The sequence below is a fragment of the Streptomyces sp. NPDC086777 genome (assembly GCF_040702065.1).
Classification (GTDB): domain Bacteria; phylum Actinomycetota; class Actinomycetes; order Streptomycetales; family Streptomycetaceae; genus Streptomyces.
Window position 1 is genome coordinate 1 of record NZ_JBFBJI010000073.1, and the last position, 22212, is coordinate 22212.

General features: G+C 72.8%; 12 protein-coding genes and 1 pseudogene. 11 read left to right on the forward strand and 2 right to left on the reverse strand.

Annotated elements, in window-relative coordinates; all coding sequences use genetic code 11:
- Positions 1-119: 119 nt before the first annotated feature.
- The 4 genes and pseudogenes from AB0472_RS45055 to AB0472_RS45070 form a co-directional block, all read left to right on the forward strand.
- A complete protein-coding gene (locus tag AB0472_RS45055) occupies positions 120-1283 on the forward strand; it encodes a hypothetical protein (protein WP_366365410.1) in 1164 nt (387 codons plus the stop codon).
- Positions 1280-2170 carry a hypothetical protein gene (locus tag AB0472_RS45060; RefSeq protein WP_366365412.1) on the forward strand — a complete coding sequence of 297 codons (891 nt, stop codon included), beginning with the start codon at positions 1280-1282 and terminating at the stop codon, positions 2168-2170. The genes AB0472_RS45055 and AB0472_RS45060 overlap by 4 nt, the downstream gene beginning before the upstream one ends.
- A 37-nt stretch (positions 2171-2207) precedes the next feature.
- On the forward strand, positions 2208-3836 hold the full coding sequence (locus tag AB0472_RS45065) for a hypothetical protein (protein ID WP_366365414.1): 1629 nt from the start codon (positions 2208-2210) through the stop codon (positions 3834-3836).
- Between the two features lie 139 nt (positions 3837-3975).
- Positions 3976-4329, forward strand: a pseudogene (locus AB0472_RS45070) (phosphotransferase); the annotation flags it as partial.
- Between the two features lie 131 nt (positions 4330-4460).
- On the opposite strand, the gene AB0472_RS45075 reads toward AB0472_RS45070, so the two are convergent.
- Positions 4461-7682 (reverse strand): BTAD domain-containing putative transcriptional regulator, encoded by a 3222-nt coding sequence (locus AB0472_RS45075; RefSeq protein WP_366365416.1) that lies wholly within the window; start codon positions 7680-7682, stop codon positions 4461-4463.
- Between the two features lie 328 nt (positions 7683-8010).
- Here AB0472_RS45075 and AB0472_RS45080 point away from each other — a divergent pair, with 328 nt between their 5' ends.
- From AB0472_RS45080 to AB0472_RS45090, 3 genes are all read left to right on the forward strand, one after another.
- Positions 8011-9276, forward strand: coding sequence for an SGNH/GDSL hydrolase family protein (locus AB0472_RS45080; protein WP_366365418.1), 1266 nt, complete (start codon positions 8011-8013; stop codon positions 9274-9276).
- A gap of 96 nt (positions 9277-9372) precedes the next feature.
- Positions 9373-10920 (forward strand): FAD-dependent monooxygenase, encoded by a 1548-nt coding sequence (locus tag AB0472_RS45085; protein WP_366365420.1) that lies wholly within the window; start codon positions 9373-9375, stop codon positions 10918-10920.
- A 119-nt stretch (positions 10921-11039) separates the two neighbouring features.
- Positions 11040-12161 carry an epoxide hydrolase family protein gene (locus AB0472_RS45090; protein ID WP_366365421.1) on the forward strand — a complete coding sequence of 374 codons (1122 nt, stop codon included), beginning with the start codon at positions 11040-11042 and terminating at the stop codon, positions 12159-12161.
- Positions 12162-12425: 264 nt separating this feature from the next.
- Here the strand turns inward: AB0472_RS45090 and AB0472_RS45095 are convergent, their stop codons facing one another.
- The gene (locus AB0472_RS45095) at positions 12426-12725 is read right to left on the reverse strand and encodes a TnsA-like heteromeric transposase endonuclease subunit (protein ID WP_366365423.1); all 300 of its coding nucleotides are present in this window, start codon (positions 12723-12725) and stop codon (positions 12426-12428) included.
- 443 nt (positions 12726-13168) lie between these two features.
- Here AB0472_RS45095 and acnA point away from each other — a divergent pair, with 443 nt between their 5' ends.
- The 4 genes from acnA (at position 13169) to AB0472_RS45115 (ending at position 22155) form a co-directional block, all read left to right on the forward strand.
- On the forward strand, positions 13169-15883 hold the full coding sequence (acnA, locus tag AB0472_RS45100; RefSeq protein WP_366365424.1) for an aconitate hydratase AcnA: 2715 nt from the start codon (positions 13169-13171) through the stop codon (positions 15881-15883).
- Between the two features lie 153 nt (positions 15884-16036).
- Positions 16037-16762 carry a response regulator transcription factor gene (locus tag AB0472_RS45105; RefSeq protein ID WP_366365425.1) on the forward strand — a complete coding sequence of 242 codons (726 nt, stop codon included), beginning with the start codon at positions 16037-16039 and terminating at the stop codon, positions 16760-16762.
- The gene (locus AB0472_RS45110) at positions 16759-18273 is read left to right on the forward strand and encodes an ATP-binding protein (protein ID WP_366365427.1); all 1515 of its coding nucleotides are present in this window, start codon (positions 16759-16761) and stop codon (positions 18271-18273) included. The genes AB0472_RS45105 and AB0472_RS45110 overlap by 4 nt, the downstream gene beginning before the upstream one ends.
- 612 nt (positions 18274-18885) lie before the next feature.
- Positions 18886-22155 carry a GH92 family glycosyl hydrolase gene (locus AB0472_RS45115; protein ID WP_366365428.1) on the forward strand — a complete coding sequence of 1090 codons (3270 nt, stop codon included), beginning with the start codon at positions 18886-18888 and terminating at the stop codon, positions 22153-22155.
- Positions 22156-22212 lie beyond the last annotated feature (57 nt).

Genomic DNA, 22212 nt, shown 5'->3' on the forward strand with positions numbered 1-22212 from the left:
GGGTGGGTGTGCGGCCCCGCTCCCGCTTGCGGTGCGCTGCGCCCGGCCCGGGGGGGGGGGGGGGGGGGGGGGCCCCGCCCCCCCCCGACGCTGTTCCGCGTCACCGAACGAGGCACTGCATGGACACGATTCCTGTCACCGTGCTCGGGCCGTCCGGCTCGGGCAAGACCCTCTACCTGGCCAGCCTCTTCCGCCGGCTGTTCATCCAGCGGTCGGACACCGGGTTCTTCGTGAACGTCCCCGGCGCCGACAAGATCAGACTGAACAACATCTTCCGCGAGGTGACCACCGGGGCACCCGACGAGTGGCCCGACCCCAGCATGCAGGCGAACACCACGGAATGGACGTTCACGTGTTCGCTGCGGACCGAGGACGGCGCGGTCTTCAGCCCGTTCGCCCTCTCCTACATCGACTACTCGGGCGCGTTCCTGCAGATCGCCGACGCCTGGGAGAGCGAGGAGGGCCAGGCGGTCTGGGAGCGGGTGAGAGCCTCGAAGTTCCTGCTGCTCCTGCTGGACGGCGAGAAGGTGCTCCGCCAGCTCGACGGCGAGCCGGGCCTCACCGACGAACTCGTCGCGATCTTCAACGAGATCCAGCAGAGCAACGCCGCGGTGCACGTGGTGGTCACCAAGTGGGACCTGCTGCAGGCGGCCGGCCACACGCTGCGCAGTGTGCTCGACGGCCTGCTGGAGCATCCGGACTTCGAGGCCTTCTACCTGGACCGGGTCAACCGGAAGTCGGTGGGGACCTTCCGGTTCATCCCGGTGAGCGCGCTCGGCCAGGGGTACGCCGTCCTGGACCCGGTCTCCCGGACCATGGTCAAGCAGGTCAAGCCCGGCACGTACCCGAGGCCGTACAACGTCGAGATACCGTTCATGGCCGTCCTGGTGGACCTGGTCCGCGACGAGTTGCGGGCCTCGGCGCACCGGGCCGAGACCGCGGGCCCGCTCATCGAACAGCACAGGCAGCGGCTGGCACGGATGGACGGGTGGGACAGCAAACTGTCCCTGCTGCGCTCCGTCCTGGGCGCCAAGCCCGCCCGGTCGCCCCTGCTGCGGCTGATCCAGCAGGACGTCCTCGAAGCCGCGGGGCAGTACGGGAGCAAGCGGATCGCCGAGCGCAGGCAGGAGGTCGAGCGGGAGATCGCCCAGGTACGCGGGCAGATGCTGCAGGCGCGCTCCGAGGACGAGGCGCTGACGCGCATGGCCGAGGTGTTCGACGCCGTACTGGCCGAGTTCGAGGCCGTGCACCCCGGGTCGCGCGTGCTGAAGGAGGTCTCATGACCTACGGAACGGACGGGCCGCCGGCCGGCGCGGACCGGCCGGACGCCTGGCCCTTCGTCATCACCCGTACCGCGAGCCACGACTTCCAGGTGGTGGTCGCCCCCAGGTTCCTCGCCGAGACCCGCACCCATGGACTGCTCACCAGCGCGGCGGGCGGCGAGGTCTCCGGCCACAGCGCCTACCTGCGCGAGTACCGCGACCAGGCCGGGTACTCCCTGTGGCTGCTCTACCGCGTGGTCCACCTGACGGGAGCCGATGTCGGCCAGGACGTCGAGTACGTCCGCAACCGCTCGCGCCGCACGCCCCTGACCGAAGGCGTCGTCCTCCGGGACCGGCCGCGGACCGACGAGGCCACCCGGGAACTCTTCCAGCTCGTGCACGGCCGGTGCGCGGACGTGGTCAGGGACTTCTACAACGCCGACTCCGTCGACTTCGGGGTGCGTCCCTCCGACGCGATCCGGATGCCGGCGGGCGGCACGCCGCTGAGCTGCGTCACCCTGGACACCTACCGGTCGAAGAGGAGTATCGAGGCGGCCCTTCCGGGCCGCCGCCGACCGTCGGCCGGGGAGCGCGTCCCGGTCGGACCGGGCGGTGGACCCGCGGTCGTTCCCGTACCGCGGGACGGCGGCGGGGCTGCTGCGCCTGGCGGGTACCACGCTGGACCGGGCGGGCCGGGGAGCCCTGACCCTGGGGGCCAGGGCGCACGCGGCAGCGGCGGTTCTCGAAGCACGGGAGGCGCCGGCGGACCCGCGGTGGTGGGCGGCGGGCGGACCGAGCCGGCCGGCGGACGGCCCGTCGACCGGACGTGGGGCCTCGTCGGCGCGCTGACCGTCACCGTGCTGATCCTGTCCGCGGCCCTGCTGGTGGTGCTGCTGGGCTCGGTCTGACGCGGACCGGGCAGGAGCCGTGGGACGGAGGCGAGGGGTGAACGCGCCGGATTCCGACGCCCGGGACCCGGGCGGGGCGCCGTCCGAGACGGTCCTGCTCGAACACTGCCGTACGGCGGCGTCGGCGCGTCATCTGCTCGCACTCGTGCCGGACCTGCCCGGCCTGCTCCGGCCCTTGGTCGCGGACCGTCTCCAGACCCGGGCGGAGCGGCTCGACGCGGCCGGCCGGCCGCGGGAGGCCCACGAGGCGCTCGTCCGGGCGGCGGTGCTCCGGCTGGCCGCCCGGGTGGGCCCGGAGCGTGCCGCGGCCGCGCTCGAAGCGATCGCCTCGATCCTCGCGGAGCCGTCCCCGGGCAGCTCCCGGGAGTCGGCCCTGGAACGGCTGCGCGGCCTGCCGCCCGCGCAGAGCCAGGCGCTCTGGCACGCCTTCCTCGCCCTTCTGCGGGACGGGGTGCGGACCGGCCTGAACGGGGGCGGGTCACACGGGGAGCCGGGGGCGGTGGGGGACACGGCCGGGGAACCGCAGGGGAGTTCCCCGGCCGTACGGGCCCGGCCAGCGGCGGGTCCGCCACCGGGCGGCGGCTCCGCCGCGTCCGCGGCCACCGCCCACTGGCGGGCGTTCACCGCCGGGCACCGGTGTCTGCTCACGCTCGACCCGGCGGCGCGCCCCGCCGAGTGGGAGTCCGCGATCGGCGGTCTGTGCACCGCGGTCGCCGCGCTCACCGCACTCGCGGAACCGCCACCGCACCCCGGCCCGGCTTCCGCACCCGATCCCGAAGCCGGGCTGGACGAACGGCATCCCAGCACCGGACCGCTCCGCGAGAGCGTCGCCCTGCTGACCTGGGCCGACCGGACGCGGGACGCCGAACTGGCCGAGGCGGCCCTGTCCTTCCTCACCGCGGTCGCCCGGGCGGCGCACGACGCGCCCGCCGGGCAGCGGGCCTACGCCCACTGGCACATCGGCCTCGCCCACGGCCTGCTCGGCGAGGTGCGCTCCGGCCACGCGGAGCGGGACCGCGTCGAGGCGGCGCTCACGGCGTACGGCGACGCGCTCGCGACCGGCTGCGGCCGGGCGGTCCGCGCCGCCGTCCTCACCTCGCAGGCCGCCGCGCTGGTCCGGCGGACGGCGGGCGAACACCGGGAGAACCTGGACCGCGCGCTGCGCGCCGCGCACGAGGCCGTACTGCTGTGCGACCGGCCGGCGCAGCGGGCCAGGGCCCTGCTGGGTGCCGCGGCCGTGCACCTGGCGTTGCCGCCGGGGGAACCGGGCGAGCACGTGACGGCCGCGTGCGAGGCGCTCGGCCGGGCGGTGGCCCTCGCGCCCGCTCCCCCGGGAAGCGGCCCGGCCGCATGGTCACTCGCCGACTGGATCACCGCCGTCGACGAACTGGGCGCCGCCCTCGTGCAGCGCGGCGGCGCCGTCCCCGCCCGCGACGCCGACCGCGCCCTCGGCCTGCTGCGGGTGGCACTCGCGGCGCGGCCCGCCGCCTCGGCCCCGGCCGCACGCGCCGTCACCCTGCGCCGCCTCGGGCGGGCGGCGTCGGTCCGCCGGCTCCGGACGGCCGACGACACGGAGCGGGCCGCGCTCCTGGCCCAGGAGACCGGGTGGCTCCGGGAGGCGACGGCGCTGGACGGCCGGCCGCCGAAACCCAGGGAACCCGTGTGACGGAGCACGACAGTTTGCGAGGGGAGCCCGACAGCTTGCGAACGCGTGGCCAGTGACTGATCTCCCGCCAGGAAGGTTGCGCGGCGAGATCTTCCGGAGAGTGAGAGCTGTCCCGCCTGCCCCGACACTGTGGCTCTGCATGACCGACCCCGAGATCGAGATCACCGCGGACCTCGCCCGTGACCTGCTGCAGGAGCAGCATCCAGACCTTTCAGGGTTGGCCATCCGCGAGGTGGCGGGCTGCTGGGGCAACCAGATGTGGCGCCGCAGGGACGAGTTGGCCGTGCGCATGCAGCGCATGGACCCCACCCCGGAGCTCCGGCTCAGGGAGCGGCGGTGGCTCCCCGTGCCGGCCCCGCGCCTGCCGCTGCCAGTGCCGACCCCGGTGCGGTTCGGCGAACCGCCCGAGCGCTTCCCCAAGCACTGGACCGTGATGACATGGGTTCCCGGCGAACCGCTGGACCACGGCTCGATCAGCCGCGGCGCCCACGCCCCCCTCACCGCCGCCTGCTGACGGACCGAGAGTTGCCGGGCCGTCGGCCGGGAATCCGGAGATGAGCAGGAGGGACGCTGAGGTAAAGGCGACACGGGGGACGCGGGATGGAGATGGGCAGGGCGGACCGGTCACCGGCGTACCAGCGCCGGATCGACACGGGACAAGGCCGCGGGCATGTCGAGGTCCCAACCGGCGCTGTACGCCGTGTTGAAGGCCGTCTCTCCGAGCACCGCTTCGGTGCGTGAGCGCAGTGCCCGGATGTGGGGGTCGGTGGGGTCGTGGGCGCCGCGGAGGCGTGCGGCTGCGCCGAGGACGACGGCCACGTCGTGATGCTGTTCGTAGAGTGCTGCGAGACCGGCCACGGTCACTGCCACGGTCGCCACGATCGGGAGGTCCTGGCTGTGGAGCGCGGCGGCGTATGCGTCGTGCAGTGCGTGCGCGGCCGCCGGCCCGTCGACGTGTTCGAGCCAGAGTTCGCCTCGCACGGTCGCGATCAGCGCCCGGCCGTGCTCGCCGGCATGCGGACTCCGCGCGCGCAGGCCCGTTTCGGCCGCGTCGATGAGCCGGCCGGCGCGCTCCAGATCGCCCGTCTGCGCATGCAGGCGGGACTCGCGTGCGTCGAGCAGGACTGCCAGTTCGGGTGAGGCCGAGCGCAGGGCGCGTTCCCGGGTCGCGGTGATGAGCTCGACGGCCTGTGCGGTCCGGCCGAGGCGGACCAGAAGGTCGAACCGGCGCAGGGCGATGAAGACTTCGTCGCTGAGGCTGAGTACTCCGAACTCACCGGCCAGCCGTTCGGCTTCCCGCAAGTCGTCCAGCGCGGCGTCGAGTTCGCCGTCGTACTGGCGCAGGAGTGAGCGCAGTGGCAGTGCCGTGGCGACGGCCCAGTGGTCGCCGGCCCGGGTGAAGCAGTGCAGGGCTGCCGAGACGTCGTCGCGTGCCTGGCCGAGGTCGCCCTGGTTCTCGGCGGCATGGGCGCGTGAGATGCGGGCGTAGCCGGCCAGCCAGAGGTCCGGCCCGTCGATGAGGCCCTGGACGAGCGCCTCGCTCCTCTCGGATGTGTGGAGGAGGGCGAGTCTGACGGTGGTCAGGGCGCCGGCGAAGACGGGGAGTTCGCGTTGGCGCAGCAGACGGTCGGTGAGGGCTGACAGGTCCTGCCCGTCCTCGTGGAGGAGGTCGTTGAACAGCGTGCTGTGGCTGGTGCGGGAGTTGAGCTGGAGCATCGCGCGGGCGATGTCGTGCCCGGCGCCCGGGTGCTCGGTCGGCAGTGCGACGGTCTGCCCGAGCCAGTAGGCGGCGTCCTCGTGGCGGCCGCGGATCTGCCAGTACCAGGTCAGGTCGAGCGCGAGTGCGGTCGCGGCGTCGGCGGCTCCCGTGTCGCAGAGGTGGCGCAGCGCGGCGATCACGTTGTCGCGCTCGGCGCGCAGCGTGTGCAGGGCGCCGAGCTGGCCAGGGCCGCGGGTCAGTGGATCGTAGTGGGCCACCAGGCCGGCCATGTAGTGGGCGGCCAGGTCCCGCACGCCGACCAGGGTGTCGTTCGCGGCCAGGCGATCCAGACCGTACTCCCGGATCGTCTCCAGCATGCGGTACCGGCCGGTGTCGGGCTCGAGTTGCAGCAGGGAGCGGTCGACCAGGTCGGCGAGGAGTTCGGGGATGCGGCGGACGGGCACTGTCGTCCCGGTGCAGACCGCGGCGGCCGACGCGGGTCTGACGCCGCCGGGCAGCACCGCGATGCGTTCCGCCACCGTACGCGCGTCCTCGTCCAGGAGGTCCCAGCTCCACGCGATGACCCCACGCAGCGTGCGGTGGCGGGCAGAAGCGGTCCGGCTGCCGGTGGTGAGGAGCCCGAACCGGTCCGACAGCCCGGCGGCCAGGTCGGTCAGGGAGAGCGTGCGCAGGCGGGCCGCCGCCAGTTCGAGTGCGAGCGGCAGGCCGTCCAGGCCGCGCACGATGCGCAGCACATCGGCGAGCGTGTGATCGTCGACCTCGAATCCGGGGCGCACGGCGGCCGCCCGCTCGGTGAACAGGCGCACCGACGGTGCGTCGCGGACCTGCTCGACGCCCGCGTCCGGGCCGGGCAGGGGCAGCGGGCGGAGCGGGACCAGCGTCTCCCCGTCGATGGCCAGGGGCTCGCGGCTGGTGGCCAGCACCCGTAGTCCGGCGCATCGCGGCAGCAGCGCCGCGATCAGGTGCGCCGCGGCGTCGATCACATGCTCGCAGTTGTCGACGACGAGCAGGCTCTCGCGGCCGTCGAGCCGGTCCGCCAGCACGTCGACATCGTCGGAGGGCTCGCCGCGCCGCGCCGAGTCGTCGAAGAACGCGGAGCCGCGCAGGCCGAGCGCGGCCAGCACGGCCCCGCCGACCTTGCCGGGTTCGGTCACCGAGGTGAGGTCGACCAGCCAGGCACCGTCACGGTAGGCGGGGCGCTGGAGGCGGGCGGCCTCGAGGGCGAGGCGGGTCTTGCCGGCACCGCCGGGGCCGAGCACGGTCACCAGCCGCCCAGAGGCGAGCAGAGTGCCGATACGGGCGAGGTCGTCTTCACGGCCGATGAAGCCCGTCAGCGGCGCGGGCAGATTACCCCGGCTCCGGGTGGCCTCCGTGGGGTCCACGAGGGCGGGCGGTTCGGACTGCCGGGCGGGCGGTTCGGACTGCCGGGCGGGCGGTTCGGACTGCTGGGCCCGCAGCAGGCGCAGGTGCCGTTCGCGCAGCGCCGCACCGGGCTCGGTGCCCAAGGCGTCAGCCAGCCGCGCGCGGAACCGGGCGTACCGGGCCAGAGCCTCCGCCTGGCGCCCCTGGGCCGCCAGGGCGTCCATGAGCAGCGCGACGGCCCGCTCGTGAAGCGGCTCCTCGGACAGCAGTCCGCTCAGGCGAGTGGCGGCCTGACCGGCGCTCCCGAGGGCCAGCTCGGCCTCGGCCAGGTCGACGACGGCTTCGAGGGACGCCTGGGCCAGGTGGGTCGCCGCCGCGGGCTCCACCGCGGCGACAGCGACGGGTTCGGCGCCGGGATGCCCGCCCCACAGAGCCAGGGCCTCACCGAGCCGGGCTGCCGCACCCTGCGGGTCACGTGCGCGCAGACGCTCCCGCCCGGCCGCAGTCAGGTGCTCGAAGCGCAGCACGTCCACGTCCCGTGCGTCCACGTCCAGCCGGTAACCGCCGCCGGCCTGCACGACCGCACCCGGTCCGCCCGCCGCCCTGCGCAGCCGCGAAACGAGCGCCTGCAGGGCGTGCGTGGGACCGGCCGGAGCATCCTCGGGCCAGATCGCGTCGATGAGAGTCTGCTGCCCGACCGGGCGGCCGCCGGCGAGCGCCAGCCGCACCATGAGCTGCTGAAGCCGGGACCCGGGAACGGGCACGACCGTCCCGCCACGCGACGCCTCGAATGTTGTGAGCAACGTGATGCGAAGCCGCGCATCCCCATCCATGGCCTGATCTTCGCGCGAGCGCCCTGTGACGGCCAAATCTGCGCGCGCCTCCTCGGGCCTGCGGCGTTGGAGCTGGAGGACATCACGCACGCGGCGCTCACAGCACTCAGTGTCCTGGGAGCTGATCCATGCAGGCCGGTGTCAGCGGTGTGTGCGCCTCCTGTGAGCGGAGCGCGCCAGTCTTCGAGTGCCGCGGCGGGCAGAACGGTCGCCGCGGGTGCAGTCCACGACTCGCGCACTCGGACAAAGGAGGTTCCCGATGACCGGGACCACCGGCACCACGGCCATGGACACCCCGACCACCGGCACCCCGATCACCGGCACCCCGACCACCGGCACCGCGGGCGCGGCCGACGGCGGCTGGGCCCGGACGTGGGGGGCGTCCCCCCACGCACCGATCGAGGAGTTCGGCTCCCTGCCCTCGTTCGCCGACACCACCCTGCGTCAGGTGGTACGCATCAGCGGTGGCGGGCAGCAGCTGCGCCTGCGCGTCACCAACGAGTACGGCACCGCGCCTCTGACCATCGGCGCGGCCCGGATCGCCCTCGCAGCCCCCGAGGGCGGGATCCGTCCCGGCAGCGGGCGGGTGCTCACCTTCGGCGGCAGACCGACCGTGACCGTCCCGACCGGGGCGCCGATGCTCAGCGATCCGATCGAACTGTCCCTGCCTGCGCTCTCCGAGCTGTCCATCAGCCTCTACCTGCCCAAGGCGGTCGAGAGCGCCACCTGCCATGCCATGGGCGTGCAGACCGCCTGGACCATGCCGGGCAACGGCGTCGACGCGCTCACCCTGCCCGCCGACGCCGCGTCCCTCCCCCTGCAGGCCCTCATCTCGGCGATGGACGTCCGCGCCGACGCCGCCACCACGACCATCGCGGTTGTCGGCGACTCGAACACCGACTGCTCGGGCACGACCCCGGACACCAACCGGCGCTGGACCGACCGCCTGGCCGAGCGCCTCGCGGAACTCGACGGCCCCACCGTCTGCGTCTCCAACCAGGGCATCAGCGGCAACCGGATGCTGAACAAGGGCCTGGGCGATTCGGCCCTGGCCCGCTTCGACCGCGACGTACTGGCCACGCCGGGGCTGGGGTACGTCGTCCTGGCCATCGGCCTCGGCGACATCGGCGTCTCCTACCCGCCCCGGGACGGCAGCGGCCCCTCGCCGGAGTTCCTGTCCATGTTCCCCGGCGACCCGGTGACCGCCGACGACCTCATCGCGGGCTACCGCCAGCTCATCGCCCGGGCCCGCGGCCGCGGGGTGCGCGTCTACGCCCCCACCCTCACACCGTACGAGGGCGACGAGATCTTCACGCCGGAGGGCGAGCGAGTACGCCGGCGGGTCAACGAGTGGATCCGCACCGGCGGCGCCTTCGACGCGGTCATGGATTTCGACGCCGTCTGGAGCGACCCCGACCGCCCGAGCCGGATCAGGGACGGATTCCACGCCGGTGACCACCTGCACGGCAGCGACGCGGGCTGCCGCGCGCTGGGCGACTCCATCGACCTGGCGCTGTTCCGGTGAGCCCCGCCCCCACCACTGACCTTGATGACGAGATGCGAGATGCGAGATGACGAGATGCGAGATGACGAGATGCGAGATGACGGGGGAGAACGTCTGATGCATGACGTAGTGATAGCGGGCGCGGGCCCCGTCGGGCTGCTCCTGGCCTGCGAACTCGGCCTCACCGGCTGCGATGTCCTGGTCCTGGAACAGGACACGGGGGCCACCCCGTGGCAGGCCATGCCGCTCGGTATGCGCGGCCTGTCCGCCGCCTCGGTCGAGGTGTTCCACCGCCGCGGACTGCTGCGACAACTGGTGAATGCTTCCGGCGCCGACGCTTACCCCGCCGACCATGACGGCCACCCGGACCCGGACCCGCGGGTGGCACCGGCGCCTCGCAGCGTCGCGCACTTCGCCGGCATGATGCTCAACCCGGCCGACATCGACGCCGACGCCCTGCCCTACCGGCTCCCCAGCCCCGTGCCGGAAGGCGTGATGACCAGCCTCGAATCGGTCGAGACCGTACTGGCCGAGCAGGCCGCCGCGGTCGGCGTCCGAATCCACCGCGGGACCCGGGTCTCCGCCCTGCGCCAGGGCCCCGAGAGCGTCACCGTGCAGGCCGGGGACCGCGAGTACCAGGGGCGCTGGCTCGTCGGCTGCGACGGAGGACGCAGCACCGTACGCCGCCTCGCGGGCTTCGAATTCAGCGGTACCGGACCGCAGTTCACCGGCTACACCATGCTCGCCACCGTCGCCGATCCCGACGTGCTGCAGCCCGGCTTCACCCTCACGCCGACCGGGATGTACCTGCAGATGCCCACCCCCGGACACATCGGCATGCTCGACTGCGACGGCGGCGCCTTCGACCGCACCCGGCAGCCGACCGTCCAGCACCTGCAGGAGGTGCTGCGCCGCGTGTCCGGCACCGACGTCACCCTCGACGACGTCCAGCTCGTGTCGACCTTCACCGACCGGGCGATGCAGGCCACCTCCTACCGGCAGGGCCGCGTCCTGCTCGCGGGAGACGCCGCGCACATCCACTCGCCGCTGGGCGCGCAGGGACTCAACACCGGCATCGGCGACGCCGTCAACCTGGGCTGGAAGCTCGCCGCGACCGTGCACGGCCACGCCCCCGACGACCTGCTCGACACCTACACCCAGGAGCGCCATCCGGTCGGCGCCGGGATCCTGGACTGGACACGTGCCCAGAGCGCGGTCATGAAGCCGGGCCCGCATGCCCAGGCCCTCCAGGCCCTGGTCCGCGACGTGCTGGGCACCCGTGACGGAACGACCTACGTCTACAACCGGACGTCAGGCGCTTCCACCCGCTACGACCTCGACAGCACGCACCCCCTGGTCGGCCGCAACGCCCCCGACTTCCACTTCACGGACGGAACGCGCCTCAGCGACCTCATGCACCGGGGGAACGGCGTCGCCGTCGACTTCACCGCCGGCCGACGGCTCGCCGGTGCGCCGGCCTGCCGCCAGGACCGGATCCGGTATGTCGCCGGACGGGCAAGGAACGAACTGGGCTGCGGTGCCCTCCTCGTCCGCCCCGACGGCGTCGTCGCCTGGGCCGATGGCCTCGATCCCGACCGCGACGCGTTCGCCCGAGCTGCTGCCCGCTGGTTCGGCAGCGCCACCGCCTGGTCACCAACCGGGTGACCGATCGTCTCGGTGTACGCCGTACGCCTTCCGGGGCAGACGCCTCTCAGAGTGCGTTCCGGGCATCACCGGGATGTGGACTCGAGACACGCTTCAGACGAACGAGAGGACGACCGAGCATGACCAGCACGGAACAGGCCGCTGCCCCCGTCGTGGACCAGTCGGTGCTCGACGACCTGCGCCTGCGCTTGCGCGGCTACCGCCGGGTCGACGTCCCCACCGGGTTCGGTTGGGCGCGCGGCGTCGACGGCGACTACCTCGCGGACTTCATCTCCTACTGGGCCCACTCCTACGACTGGCGCGAGCACGAAGCCCGGCTCCGCGCCCTGCCCTGGGTCCTCGCCGGCCGGGGCGACGCACCGGTGCGGGCGATCCATCTGCGGGCGGCGCGCACCGACGCGGTCGCGGTGGTGCTCCTGCACGGGTGGCCCGACTCCGTCCTGCGGTTCGAGAGGGTCTGGCCCCTGCTGTCCGACCTCCACGTGGTCGTCCCGGCCCTGCCCGGCTTCCCGTTCGCCGCACCGGTGGCCCGCCGCGGCATGTCGTCCGGGGACATGGCCGAAGCGGTCGCGAACGCGATGGCCGAGCTCGGCTACGAGCGCTATGTCGTGTCCGCCGGTGATGTGGGCTGCGACGTCGCCGAGGCACTGGCCGCCGCTCACCACGACCGCGTCGCCGCCCTGCACCTGACGGACGTGTCGCAGTACCGCTTCCTGGTGGACCCGCCGACGGACCTGTCCGACGCGGAGCGGGCGTACGTCCGGCACGGTCGTCACTGGCAAGCCACGGAGGGCGGTTACATGCACGAACAGGCCACCAAACCGCACACGTTGTCGGTGGCACTCGGTGACTCGCCCGCGGGCCTGGCCGCCTGGATCCTGGAGAAGCTGCGGGCGTGGACCGACTGCGGCGGAGATGTGGAAAAGGTGTTCACCCGGGACGAGTTGCTCACGTGGATCACCGCGTACTGGGTCAGTGGAGCCATCGGCACCTCCTTCACCCCCTACGCCGAGAGCGGGTCGAAACCGGCCGGACGCATCGACGTCCCCACGGCTTTCACGATCTTCCCCAAGGACCTCGTCAACGCGCCCCGCGAGTTCGCGGCACGCTTCTTCGACGTCCGCTCCTGGACGGAGGAGCCCGCCGGCGGTCACTTCGCGGCCTGGGAGCGCCCGTCGGAGTACGCCACCGGCGTCCGCACGGCGGTGGACCTGGCGAGGCGGGGGTCTGCGTCCCCGTGATCCTGCTCGATCGTGTTCTTCAGAGCTGGTAACCGTCCCCGTCCCGGCCATGATCCTGCTCGTTTCCGCGGTCAAGTCGGCCCGTCACGGCTGAACCGCTCCGTCGATGGTGAGCTCTTTCGAATACTTTCGGGCAGCAGCCACGGCACATGCCGTGGCTGCTGCCCGTGACCATCCCCGAACCCGCAGCCCGGCCGGCCTCTCTGCGGGAGGCCGATGCCGAGGTCTGCGGCCGACGGCTGGTCCTGCTCGACCGGCATACGATCAGCCGGCCTGGCCGCAGGCCATGCGCGTCACCTCGAACGCCTCCGCGTCCCCCGGCTCGACCCGCTCGTCCGCGCGGACATCGACGACCACCGCCGGGCCGTCCGCACGACGCACGAACACGAAACAGTCCGGCGCGCGACGATGCTCGCGCTCCCCGTCGCGCCAGTGCGGCCAGAACGGCTGCGAGGCGATCCCCACCACCCTGGGATCGAAGTCCGTCGGCACGAGACGGTCCCGCTCCAGCCACGACTCGAAACCGACGTGCCGCCCGGTACCAGCCTGGGAAGTGACGCTCACCACGCGACCAGCGAAAGGGCCGCACCGCAGGCACGTCCTCGAACCGCGCCGTCGCGCAGTCCAGCAGCGGACGCCGCCGAGGCTCGCGTACAGCATCCACGTACGACAGCTCGACGTACGGTCCCGCAAGATCCGCCCCGACCGGCACGGCCACCCAGCACCCCCAGCACGTCATCTCGTGGGACCGGGTCGCCGGCAAGAAGGCTGAAACGACTGGGTTCGCTGTCACCCGCCTCGATTGGATGACGGCGGACAGCGGGTCCGGGCATGACCAACCCGCGACCGTGTACTAGAGTTATCTCGACATCGAGATATCTGCCTGGGCGCACCGCAACCGCCACCCTGGTAAGGCATGCCTAACTTAGCCTGACCTTACTGGATCGGCCAAGTCGGCGTGGCGGCACGATGACGGTGGTACGCGCACATCAATGAAGGAGACTGTCGTGTCGGCGAACAGCTTCGACGCCCGCAGCACGCTGCAGGTGGGCGACGAGTCGTACGAGATCTTCCGGCTGGACAAGGTGGAAGGCTCGGCTCGCCTTCCGTACAGCCTGAAGGTGCTGCTGGAGAACCTGCTCCGCACGGAGGACGGCGCGAACATCACCGCCGACCACATCCGCGCCCTCGGCGGCTGGGACTCGCAGGCCCAGCCCAGCCAGGAGATCCAGTTCACGCCGGCTCGCGTGATCATGCAGGACTTCACCGGTGTGCCGTGTGTCGTGGACCTCGCGACCATGCGTGAGGCCGTGAAGGAGCTGGGCGGCGACCCGGCGAAGATCAACCCGCTGGCCCCGGCCGAGCTGGTCATCGACCACTCCGTCATCGCCGACAAGTTCGGCACCAACGACGCCTTCAAGCAGAACGTCGAGCTGGAGTACGGCCGCAACAAGGAGCGCTACCAGTTCCTGCGCTGGGGCCAGACCGCGTTCGACGAGTTCAAGGTCGTCCCGCCGGGCACCGGCATCGTCCACCAGGTGAACATCGAGCACCTCGCGCGCACCGTGATGGTCCGCAACGGGCAGGCCTACCCCGACACCCTGGTCGGCACCGACTCGCACACCACCATGGTCAACGGCCTCGGCGTGCTCGGCTGGGGCGTCGGCGGCATCGAGGCCGAGGCCGCCATGCTCGGCCAGCCGGTCTCCATGCTCATCCCGCGCGTCGTCGGCTTCAAGCTGACCGGTGAGCTCAAGCCCGGCACCACCGCCACGGACCTCGTGCTGACCATCACCGAGATGCTCCGCAAGCACGGTGTCGTCGGCAAGTTCGTCGAGTTCTACGGCGAGGGCGTGGCCGCCACCTCCCTCGCCAACCGCGCCACCATCGGCAACATGTCGCCGGAGTTCGGCTCCACCGCCGCGATCTTCCCGATCGACGACGAGACCCTGAACTACCTGCGCCTGACCGGCCGTGACGCCCAGCAGGTCGCGCTCGTCGAGGCGTACGCCAAGGAGCAGGGCCTCTGGCTGGACCCGAAGGCCGAGCCCGACTTCTCCGAGAAGCTGGAGCTGGACCTCGCCACGGTCGTCCCGTCCATCGCCGGCCCGAAGCGTCCGCAGGACCGTATCGTCCTCGCCAACGCCGCCGAGCAGTTCAAGACCGACGTCCGCAACTACGTGGACACCGCCGACGAGGCCGGCAAGGAGTCCTTCCCCGCCTCCGACGCCCCGGCGTCCACCAACGGCGTCCCGACCAACCCGGTCACCGTGACCGCCCCCGACGGCACGACCTACGAGATCGACCACGGCGCGGTCACCGTCGCGGCCATCACCTCCTGCACCAACACCTCGAACCCGTACGTCATGGTCGCCGCCGCCCTGGTGGCCAAGAAGGCGGTCGAGAAGGGCCTGACCCGCAAGCCCTGGGTCAAGACCACCCTCGCCCCGGGCTCCAAGGTCGTCACCGACTACTTCGACAAGGCGGGCCTGACCCCCTACCTCGACAAGGTCGGCTTCAACCTGGTCGGTTACGGCTGCACCACCTGCATCGGCAACTCCGGCCCGCTGCCGGAGGAGGTCTCCAAGGCCGTCAACGACCACGACCTCGCGGTCACCTCGGTCCTCTCCGGCAACCGGAACTTCGAGGGCCGGATCAACCCCGACGTCAAGATGAACTACCTGGCCTCCCCGCCGCTGGTCGTCGCCTACGCGCTCGCCGGCTCCATGAAGGTGGACATCACCAAGGACGCCCTCGGCACCGACCAGGACGGCAAGCCGGTCTACCTGTCCGACATCTGGCCGACCGAGGCCGAGGTCAACGACGTCGTCGCCAACGCGATCGGCGAGGACATGTTCAACAAGTCCTACGCGGACGTCTTCGCCGGTGACGCCCAGTGGCAGTCCCTCCCGGTCCCGACCGGCAACACCTTCGAGTGGGACGCCGAGTCGACCTACGTCCGCAAGCCCCCGTACTTCGAGGGCATGCAGCACGAGCCCGCCCCGGTCACCGACATCGCCGGCGCCCGCGTGCTGGCCAAGCTCGGCGACTCGGTCACCACCGACCACATCTCCCCGGCCGGCGCCATCAAGGCCGACACCCCGGCCGGCAAGTACCTCACCGAGCACGGTGTGGAGCGTCGTGACTTCAACTCCTACGGCTCCCGCCGGGGCAACCACGAGGTCATGATCCGCGGCACGTTCGCCAACATCCGCCTGCGCAACCAGATCGCGCCGGGCACCGAAGGCGGCTACACCCGCGACTTCACCCAGGCCGACGCGCCGGTGGCGTTCATCTACGACGCCTCCCGCAACTACATCGAGCAGGGCATCCCGCTGGTCGTCCTGGCCGGCAAGGAGTACGGCTCCGGCTCGTCCCGCGACTGGGCCGCCAAGGGCACCGCGCTGCTCGGCGTGAAGGCCGTCATCGCCGAGTCCTACGAGCGCATCCACCGCTCGAACCTGATCGGCATGGGCGTCCTCCCGCTCCAGTTCCCGGAGGGCGCCACCGCCGAGTCCCTCGGCCTGACCGGCGAGGAGACCTTCTCCTTCACCGGCGTCGAGGAGCTCAACAACGGCACCACCCCGCGCACCGTCAAGGTCACCACCGACACGGGCGTCGAGTTCGACGCGGTCGTCCGGATCGACACCCCCGGTGAGGCCGACTACTACCGCAACGGCGGCATCATGCAGTACGTGCTGCGCAGCCTGATCCGCAAGTAGTCCGCAGCGGTCCGCACGGGCCTGTGAGGGCCGCGTCCCCGGTCGACGGGGGCGCGGCCCTTCGCCTTCTGCGTGCGCGTTTCCCGTACGGGACATCGTCAAAGCTCAGTCGGAACACAGGGTTCTCCCAGCCAACCGGCACAGACTTGCGACATGTCCGCCACCGCAGGGGCCCGAACCGGCCGAGTCCGCGTCCTGATCGTCGACGACGAGCCCGCTCTCACCGAGCTGCTCTCCGCCGCCGTCGCCGACGCCGGCTGGCGCCCCTGTCCCGCGCTCGACGGACAGAGCGCCCTGCGGCTGGCCCGGGGCTGCGCCCCGCACGCGGTGGTGCTCGACGGGATGCGGCCCGACCTCGACGGCCTCCAGGTGCTGCGCAGACTCCGCTACGAGATGCCGGGGCTGCCGGTCCTGATGCTCACGGCGCGCGACGCCGTCGAACACCGCATCGACGGCCTGGAGGCCGGCGCGGACGACTACGTCACCAAGCCCTTCTCCCTGGAGGAGGTCGTGCTGCGGCTGCGCGGGCTGCTCCGCCGGGCCGGCACCGAACAGCCCCCGGCCGGCGACTCGGTACGCGTCCTCGGTGACCTGGTGCTGAGCGGCGAGTCCCGCGAGGTGCAGCGGGCCGGCACCCCGATCAGGCTCACCGCCAAGGAGTTCGACCTGCTCAGCCTGCTCCTGGACCATCCGCGCCAGGTGCTCAGCAAGGCCCGGATCCTCGACCACGTCCGGAGCACCTCCTTCGACGGCGGTGGCAACCTCGTCGAGGTCTACATCTCCAGCCTGCGCCGCAAGATCGACCGGGGCCGGGCCCCGACGATCCACACCGTGCGCGGCATGGGATACGTGGTACGGCCCGTGGCGGACGGCAGATGACCGCCCGGCCGCGGAGCCGGTCGCTGCGCACGCGCCTGCTCGTCCTCATCACCGCCGTGCTGGTCTGCGTGTGTGCCGCGATGGCCCTGACCACGGTGTTCGCCCAACGCGCCTATCTGATGGGCAATCTGGACAACCGGGTGGGCGACGCGGTGGAGTGCAACGCGGGCGGCGCCGCCCTGCACCCGGAACTGACCCGCGACCTGACCTTCCTCAACGAGGGCGGGCAGCCGGCCGGCATGCTCGCCGCCCGCATCGACGCCGAGGGCAACATCCTCAGCGCGGCCGTGGTGGGCCACGACGCGCCCCCGCGTCCGCTCACCACCGCCCAGGCCGACGCCCTCGAGGGCATCGCCCCGGACGGCTCGACCCACACCCGCGCGGTCCCCGGCCTCGGCACCTACCGGGTCGCCGCCCTCGACGCGAGCGGGATCCGCGTCCTGACCGGCCTCCCCATGGACGACGTACTGGACACCATCAGCGGCCTGGTGGAGGTCGAGACCGCCGTCGCCGCGGCCGGCCTCACGGCCGCCGGCTGCCTCTGCGCGGTGGTGATACGACGGCAGCTGCGCCCCCTCGGCCGGGTCGCCGCCACCGCCGTCGAGGTCTCCCACGCACCGCTCGGCCGGGGCCAGGTGACCGGCCTGACCCGGGTGCCCGAACAGGACACCGACCCCGGCAGCGAGGCCGGCCAGGTCGGCGCCGCCCTCAACCGCATGATCGACCACGTCGAGGCGTCCCTCGCGGAACGCCGGCACAGCGAGGAACAGGTGCGCCGCAGCGAGGAGAGGATGCGCCGCTTCCTGGCCGACGCCAGCCACGAACTGCGCACCCCGCTCGCCTCGATCGCCGGGTACGCCGAGCTGATGAACCGTGGCACGGACCGCATCGAGGCCGGCCTGGCGTGGCGCCGGGTCGACGCCGAGTCGGCCCGGATGCGCAGCCTGGTGGAGGACCTGCTGCTCCTGGCGCGTCTCGACGAGGGCCGCCCGCTGCAGTCCGCCGAGGTGGACATGGCCGCGCTGGTCGCGGAGGCGGTGTGGGACGCGCGGGCGGCCGGGGCCGGGCACGTCTGGCGGCTGGAGCTCGGTCTCGACGACGGCCCGGCGCTGGTGCTGGGCGACGAGGCCCGCCTGCACCAGGTGGTGGCCAACCTGATGGCCAACGCACGGGTGCACACCCCCGCGGGCACGACCGTGACCGCGACCGTCGAGTCCACCCGCACCACCTGCGTGATCCGGGTCCGGGACGACGGTCCCGGCATCCCGCCCGCCCTCCTGCCGACCGTCTTCGAACGCTTCACCCGGGCCGACACCTCCCGCACGCGCGCCGGAGTCCTGGCGGGCGGCTCGGGTCTCGGCCTCGCCATCGCCTCGGCCATCACCACCGCCCACGGCGGCCGCCTCGACGTACAGAGCACCCCGGGCCGTACGGAGTTCACCCTCGAACTCCCGGTCACCGAACTCCCGGCGACCGGAACGGCGGCCGCCACCCGCACGGCACCCGTGTGAGCGGGTCGTGTCCGGCGGTCGGCGCGTACGAACGTATCGGCGCGCGAAGCAGTGAAGCCGTGCCGTGCCGTTTACACCCGCCCCAGTCCGCGCTAGCTTCACAGGGGAGTGGGGTGGGAGCGCTCCCATGTCGTCCCGGCGGACCGGAACCCGCCGGGCGTCGGGTCCGCTTCCGCCCCACGTTCGTCCGGGTGGGCCGTGTGCGGCCCGACGGGGGCGGCGCGACCGGCCCGCCGTGCCGGGGTGGTCGACGTACGCGATCCGCTCTGGGCGGACCCGGTGCCGATGCGCACCGGGTCCGCGAGCCGGGCAGGCGAGGGGGGGTGGGTGGGCCTGTCCGGGGGGAGTTGCTCGTGGTGCCTCTTGCCCGTCCGCTGTGCGGCTTGCGTCGGTTCCGCGGTGGGCGACAACGTTGTCTCATGGTCTGTACATGACTTTACCGCCTCAACCGACAACGATGTCAACCCACTTCGGGTCACCCGACCGGGTGAACCGGGGCGGTGCGGTCCGCGGCCTTCGCGGTCTCCCGTGGTACCGGTGGCGCACGTTACCGTCCCTGCGGCTTGTGCGACCTGTGGTGCGCGACCCGTCCGGAGGAGGAAGGGCCGCGTCATGCGTTTCCGACCCATGTCCCTGCTGCTGGCCGCGGCACTCGCGGCAGGCGGACCCCCCGCCCTAGCGGCGACCGCCGGCACGCCACCCGACCTGGTCGAGGACCCCACGGCGTACGTCGATCCGCTGATTGGCAGCAGGAACGGCGGCAACACCTTCCCCGGCGCCGTCGTGCCGTTCGGCATGCTCTCCTGGAGCCCGGAGAACACCGGGGGCGACGCGACGAGGACGGCCGCACCCGGCGGCTACCAGTACGACGCCACCCGTATCCGCGGCTTCGGCCTGACCCACATGTCCGGCACCGGCTGCGCGGGCGGCAGCGGAGACATCCCGTTCTTCCCGTACGCCGGCGACGTCACCTCCTCCCCGGCGAGCGACACGGAGGACGCCGTCTACGCCTCGGACTTCAGCCACGCCGACGAGACCGCCGAGCCCGGCCACTACCGGGTGGGCCTCGCCTCCGGCGTCACCGCCGACCTCACCGCGACCGCCCGCACCGGCTCGGCCCGCTTCGCCTACCCGGCGGGCAAACCCGCCTCCCTGCTGATCCGCACCGCCAACTCCGAGGTGGGATCCACCGGTTCGACGGTGACCATCGACCCGGGCACCCGCACGGTCTCCGGCTCGGTCACCTCCGGCGACTTCTGCGGCTACCTCGACCCCGAGGGCCGACGCGCCTACTACACGCTCTACTTCACCGCGCACTTCGACCGTGCCTTCACGGCCACCGGCACCTGGCGGGACGACCGGCTCAGCCCGGGTTCGACGACCGGGTCCGGGGGCACCGGCGGGTTCTCCGCGAACGGCGGGCGGCCCGTCGCCGGCAAAGGGGCCGGCGGATACGTCCGGTTCGCGCCCGGCTCGGGCCCGGTGCACGTCAAGGTCGGCATCTCGTACGTCAGCCGGGCCGCGGCCGAGGCGAACCTGCGGGCGGAGAACCCGCCGCGGCGCTCCTTCGACGCCGTCCGCGACGCGGCCCGCCGCGCCTGGCGCGACCGCCTCGGCGCCGTCCGCGTCGGCGGCGGCACGGACGCCGACCGCACCACCTTCTACACGGCCCTGTACCACTCGCTCCTCCACCCCAACGTCATCGGCGACGCCGACGGCCGCTACCGGGGCGGCGACGGCAGGGTCCACCGGGTCGCCCGCGGCCACCGGGCGCAGTACGGCACCTTCTCCGGCTGGGACGTCTACCGCGACCAGGTCCAGCTGCTGACCCTCCTGGACCCGCGCACGGGCTCGGACATCGCCCAGTCGCTCTACGAAATCGCCCGGCAGAACGGCGGGGTCTGGGACCGCTGGCTGCACGGCGCGAGCGGCACCCACGTCATGAACGGCGACCCGGCGCCGACCGCCCTCGCCGGCATCCGGGCCTTCGGCGGTACCGACTTCGACCTGCAGGGCGCGCTGGACTCGCTGGTGAAGGCGGCGACGGCCCCGACGGCCCAGGACCTGTCCCCGGCCGGCAGACCGGTCCTGTCGGCGGGCCAGCGGCCGTCCCTCGACAGGTACCTGGCCCACCACTACATGCCGTCCGTGTCGAACGCCTGGGGCGGCGCCGCCGAGACCCTGGAGATGTCCACGGCCGACTTCTCCCTCTCCCAATTGGCCACGGCGGCAGGAGAGAAGGGAACGGCGGCCGCCTTCGCCGACCGCTCCCAGTGGTGGCAGAACACCTTCGACATCGCCGCCGACCCGAGCGGCGGCTACATCGCCAACCGCAGGGCGGACGGCAGTTGGGTCACCGGCTTCACCCCGGGTACCGGCAACGGGTTCGTGGAGGGCACCGCCGCCCAGTACACCTGGATGGTGCAGCACAACCCGGCCGGTCTCTTCGCCGCGATGGGCGGCACCGGCAGGGCCCTCGCCCGCCTCGACGCCTTCTTCCACGACGGCGACGGCAGCTGGGCCTTCACGGGCAGCGGCGGCGACAAGTCCGAACTGGACAACGAGCCCTCGCTCAACGTGCCCTACCTGTACGACTACGCCGGCGCCCCCTACCGGACACAGGAGACGGTCCGTGCGGCCATGACCCGGCTCTGGTCGACACGGCCCGGCGGGATCCCCGGCAACGACGACCTCGGCGCGATGTCCTCCTGGTACGTCTTCTCCGCGCTCGGCATGTACCCGCAGGTACCCTCCCGTCCCGAACTCGTCCTCGCCGCACCCCTGTTCGAGCGCGTGGAGATCGACCGCCCGTACGGCAACGACATCTCGATCCACGCCACGGGCGCGGCGAGCGACGCGCCGTACATCCGGTCCCTGAAGGTCGACGGCCGTACCGGTGACCGCCCTTGGCTCGACAGCTCCTTCGTCCGCGACGGCGGCCGGCTCGACTACACCCTCGCCACGACCCCGAACCGCACCTGGGGCACGGGCACCCCGCCCCCGTCCTTCCGCCGGGGCGAGCAGCCCTACCAGATCGGGGTCGGCCCGACGGCCGCGACCGTCGCCCCCGGCGCTGGTACGACGCTGACCGTCCGCGCCCTGTCCCTGTCCGGCGGCACCGGCCCCGAGGTGCGGTTCCGCGTCGAGACACCGGAGGGCGTGTCGGCCACCCCGGCGGAGGGGACGGTCACCGGCGGTTTGCGCCGGATCACGCTCACCACCACCGCGGGCACCCCGCAGGGCTCCTACGACGCGAAGGTCACCGTCACCTCCGCCGGCTCCGCCCACGTCCAGCCGGTCGCGCTCACCGTCGCCGCGCCCGGCACCCTCCTCGCCGCCTGCTCCGGCACCGGCATCTCGGACGACTCCGGCGACCACGACGAGGCCGACTTCGACGGCGGCGGCCGGAGCTACTCCCGCCAGGCCCTCGCGGCGGCCGGCCTCCCGCCGGGCGCCCGGGGCACGGTGGACGGCCTCGCCTACACCTGGCCGGACGCCCCCGCGGGCCGCCCCGACAACGCGACCGCCACCGCCCAGACCATCGAACTCCCCACCCCCGCCACGACCCTGTCCTTCCTCGGCAGCGCCACCAACGGCAACCAGTCCGCGCCGGCGGTGGTCACCTACACCGACGGCACCACCGGCACCGTCGACCTCTCCTTCACCGACTGGACCGTCGGCGGCGGAGGAGGCACCGCCTGGTACGGCAACGAGATCGTGGCGAGAGCCGCCTACCGCAACGTCTCCGGCGCCGACCGGGACCCGGTGGCCACCTACGTCTTCGCGACCAGGCCCTTCACCGCCCCGGCGGGCAGGACCATCAGGAGCGTCCGGCTGCCCGTGAACGGTGACCTGCACGTGTTCGCCCTCGCCACCGGCTGACCGGCGGACAGCAGGAGGGGGGCCGGGCGGGCGAGGGGGCGCCCCCCCCGCGGGGAG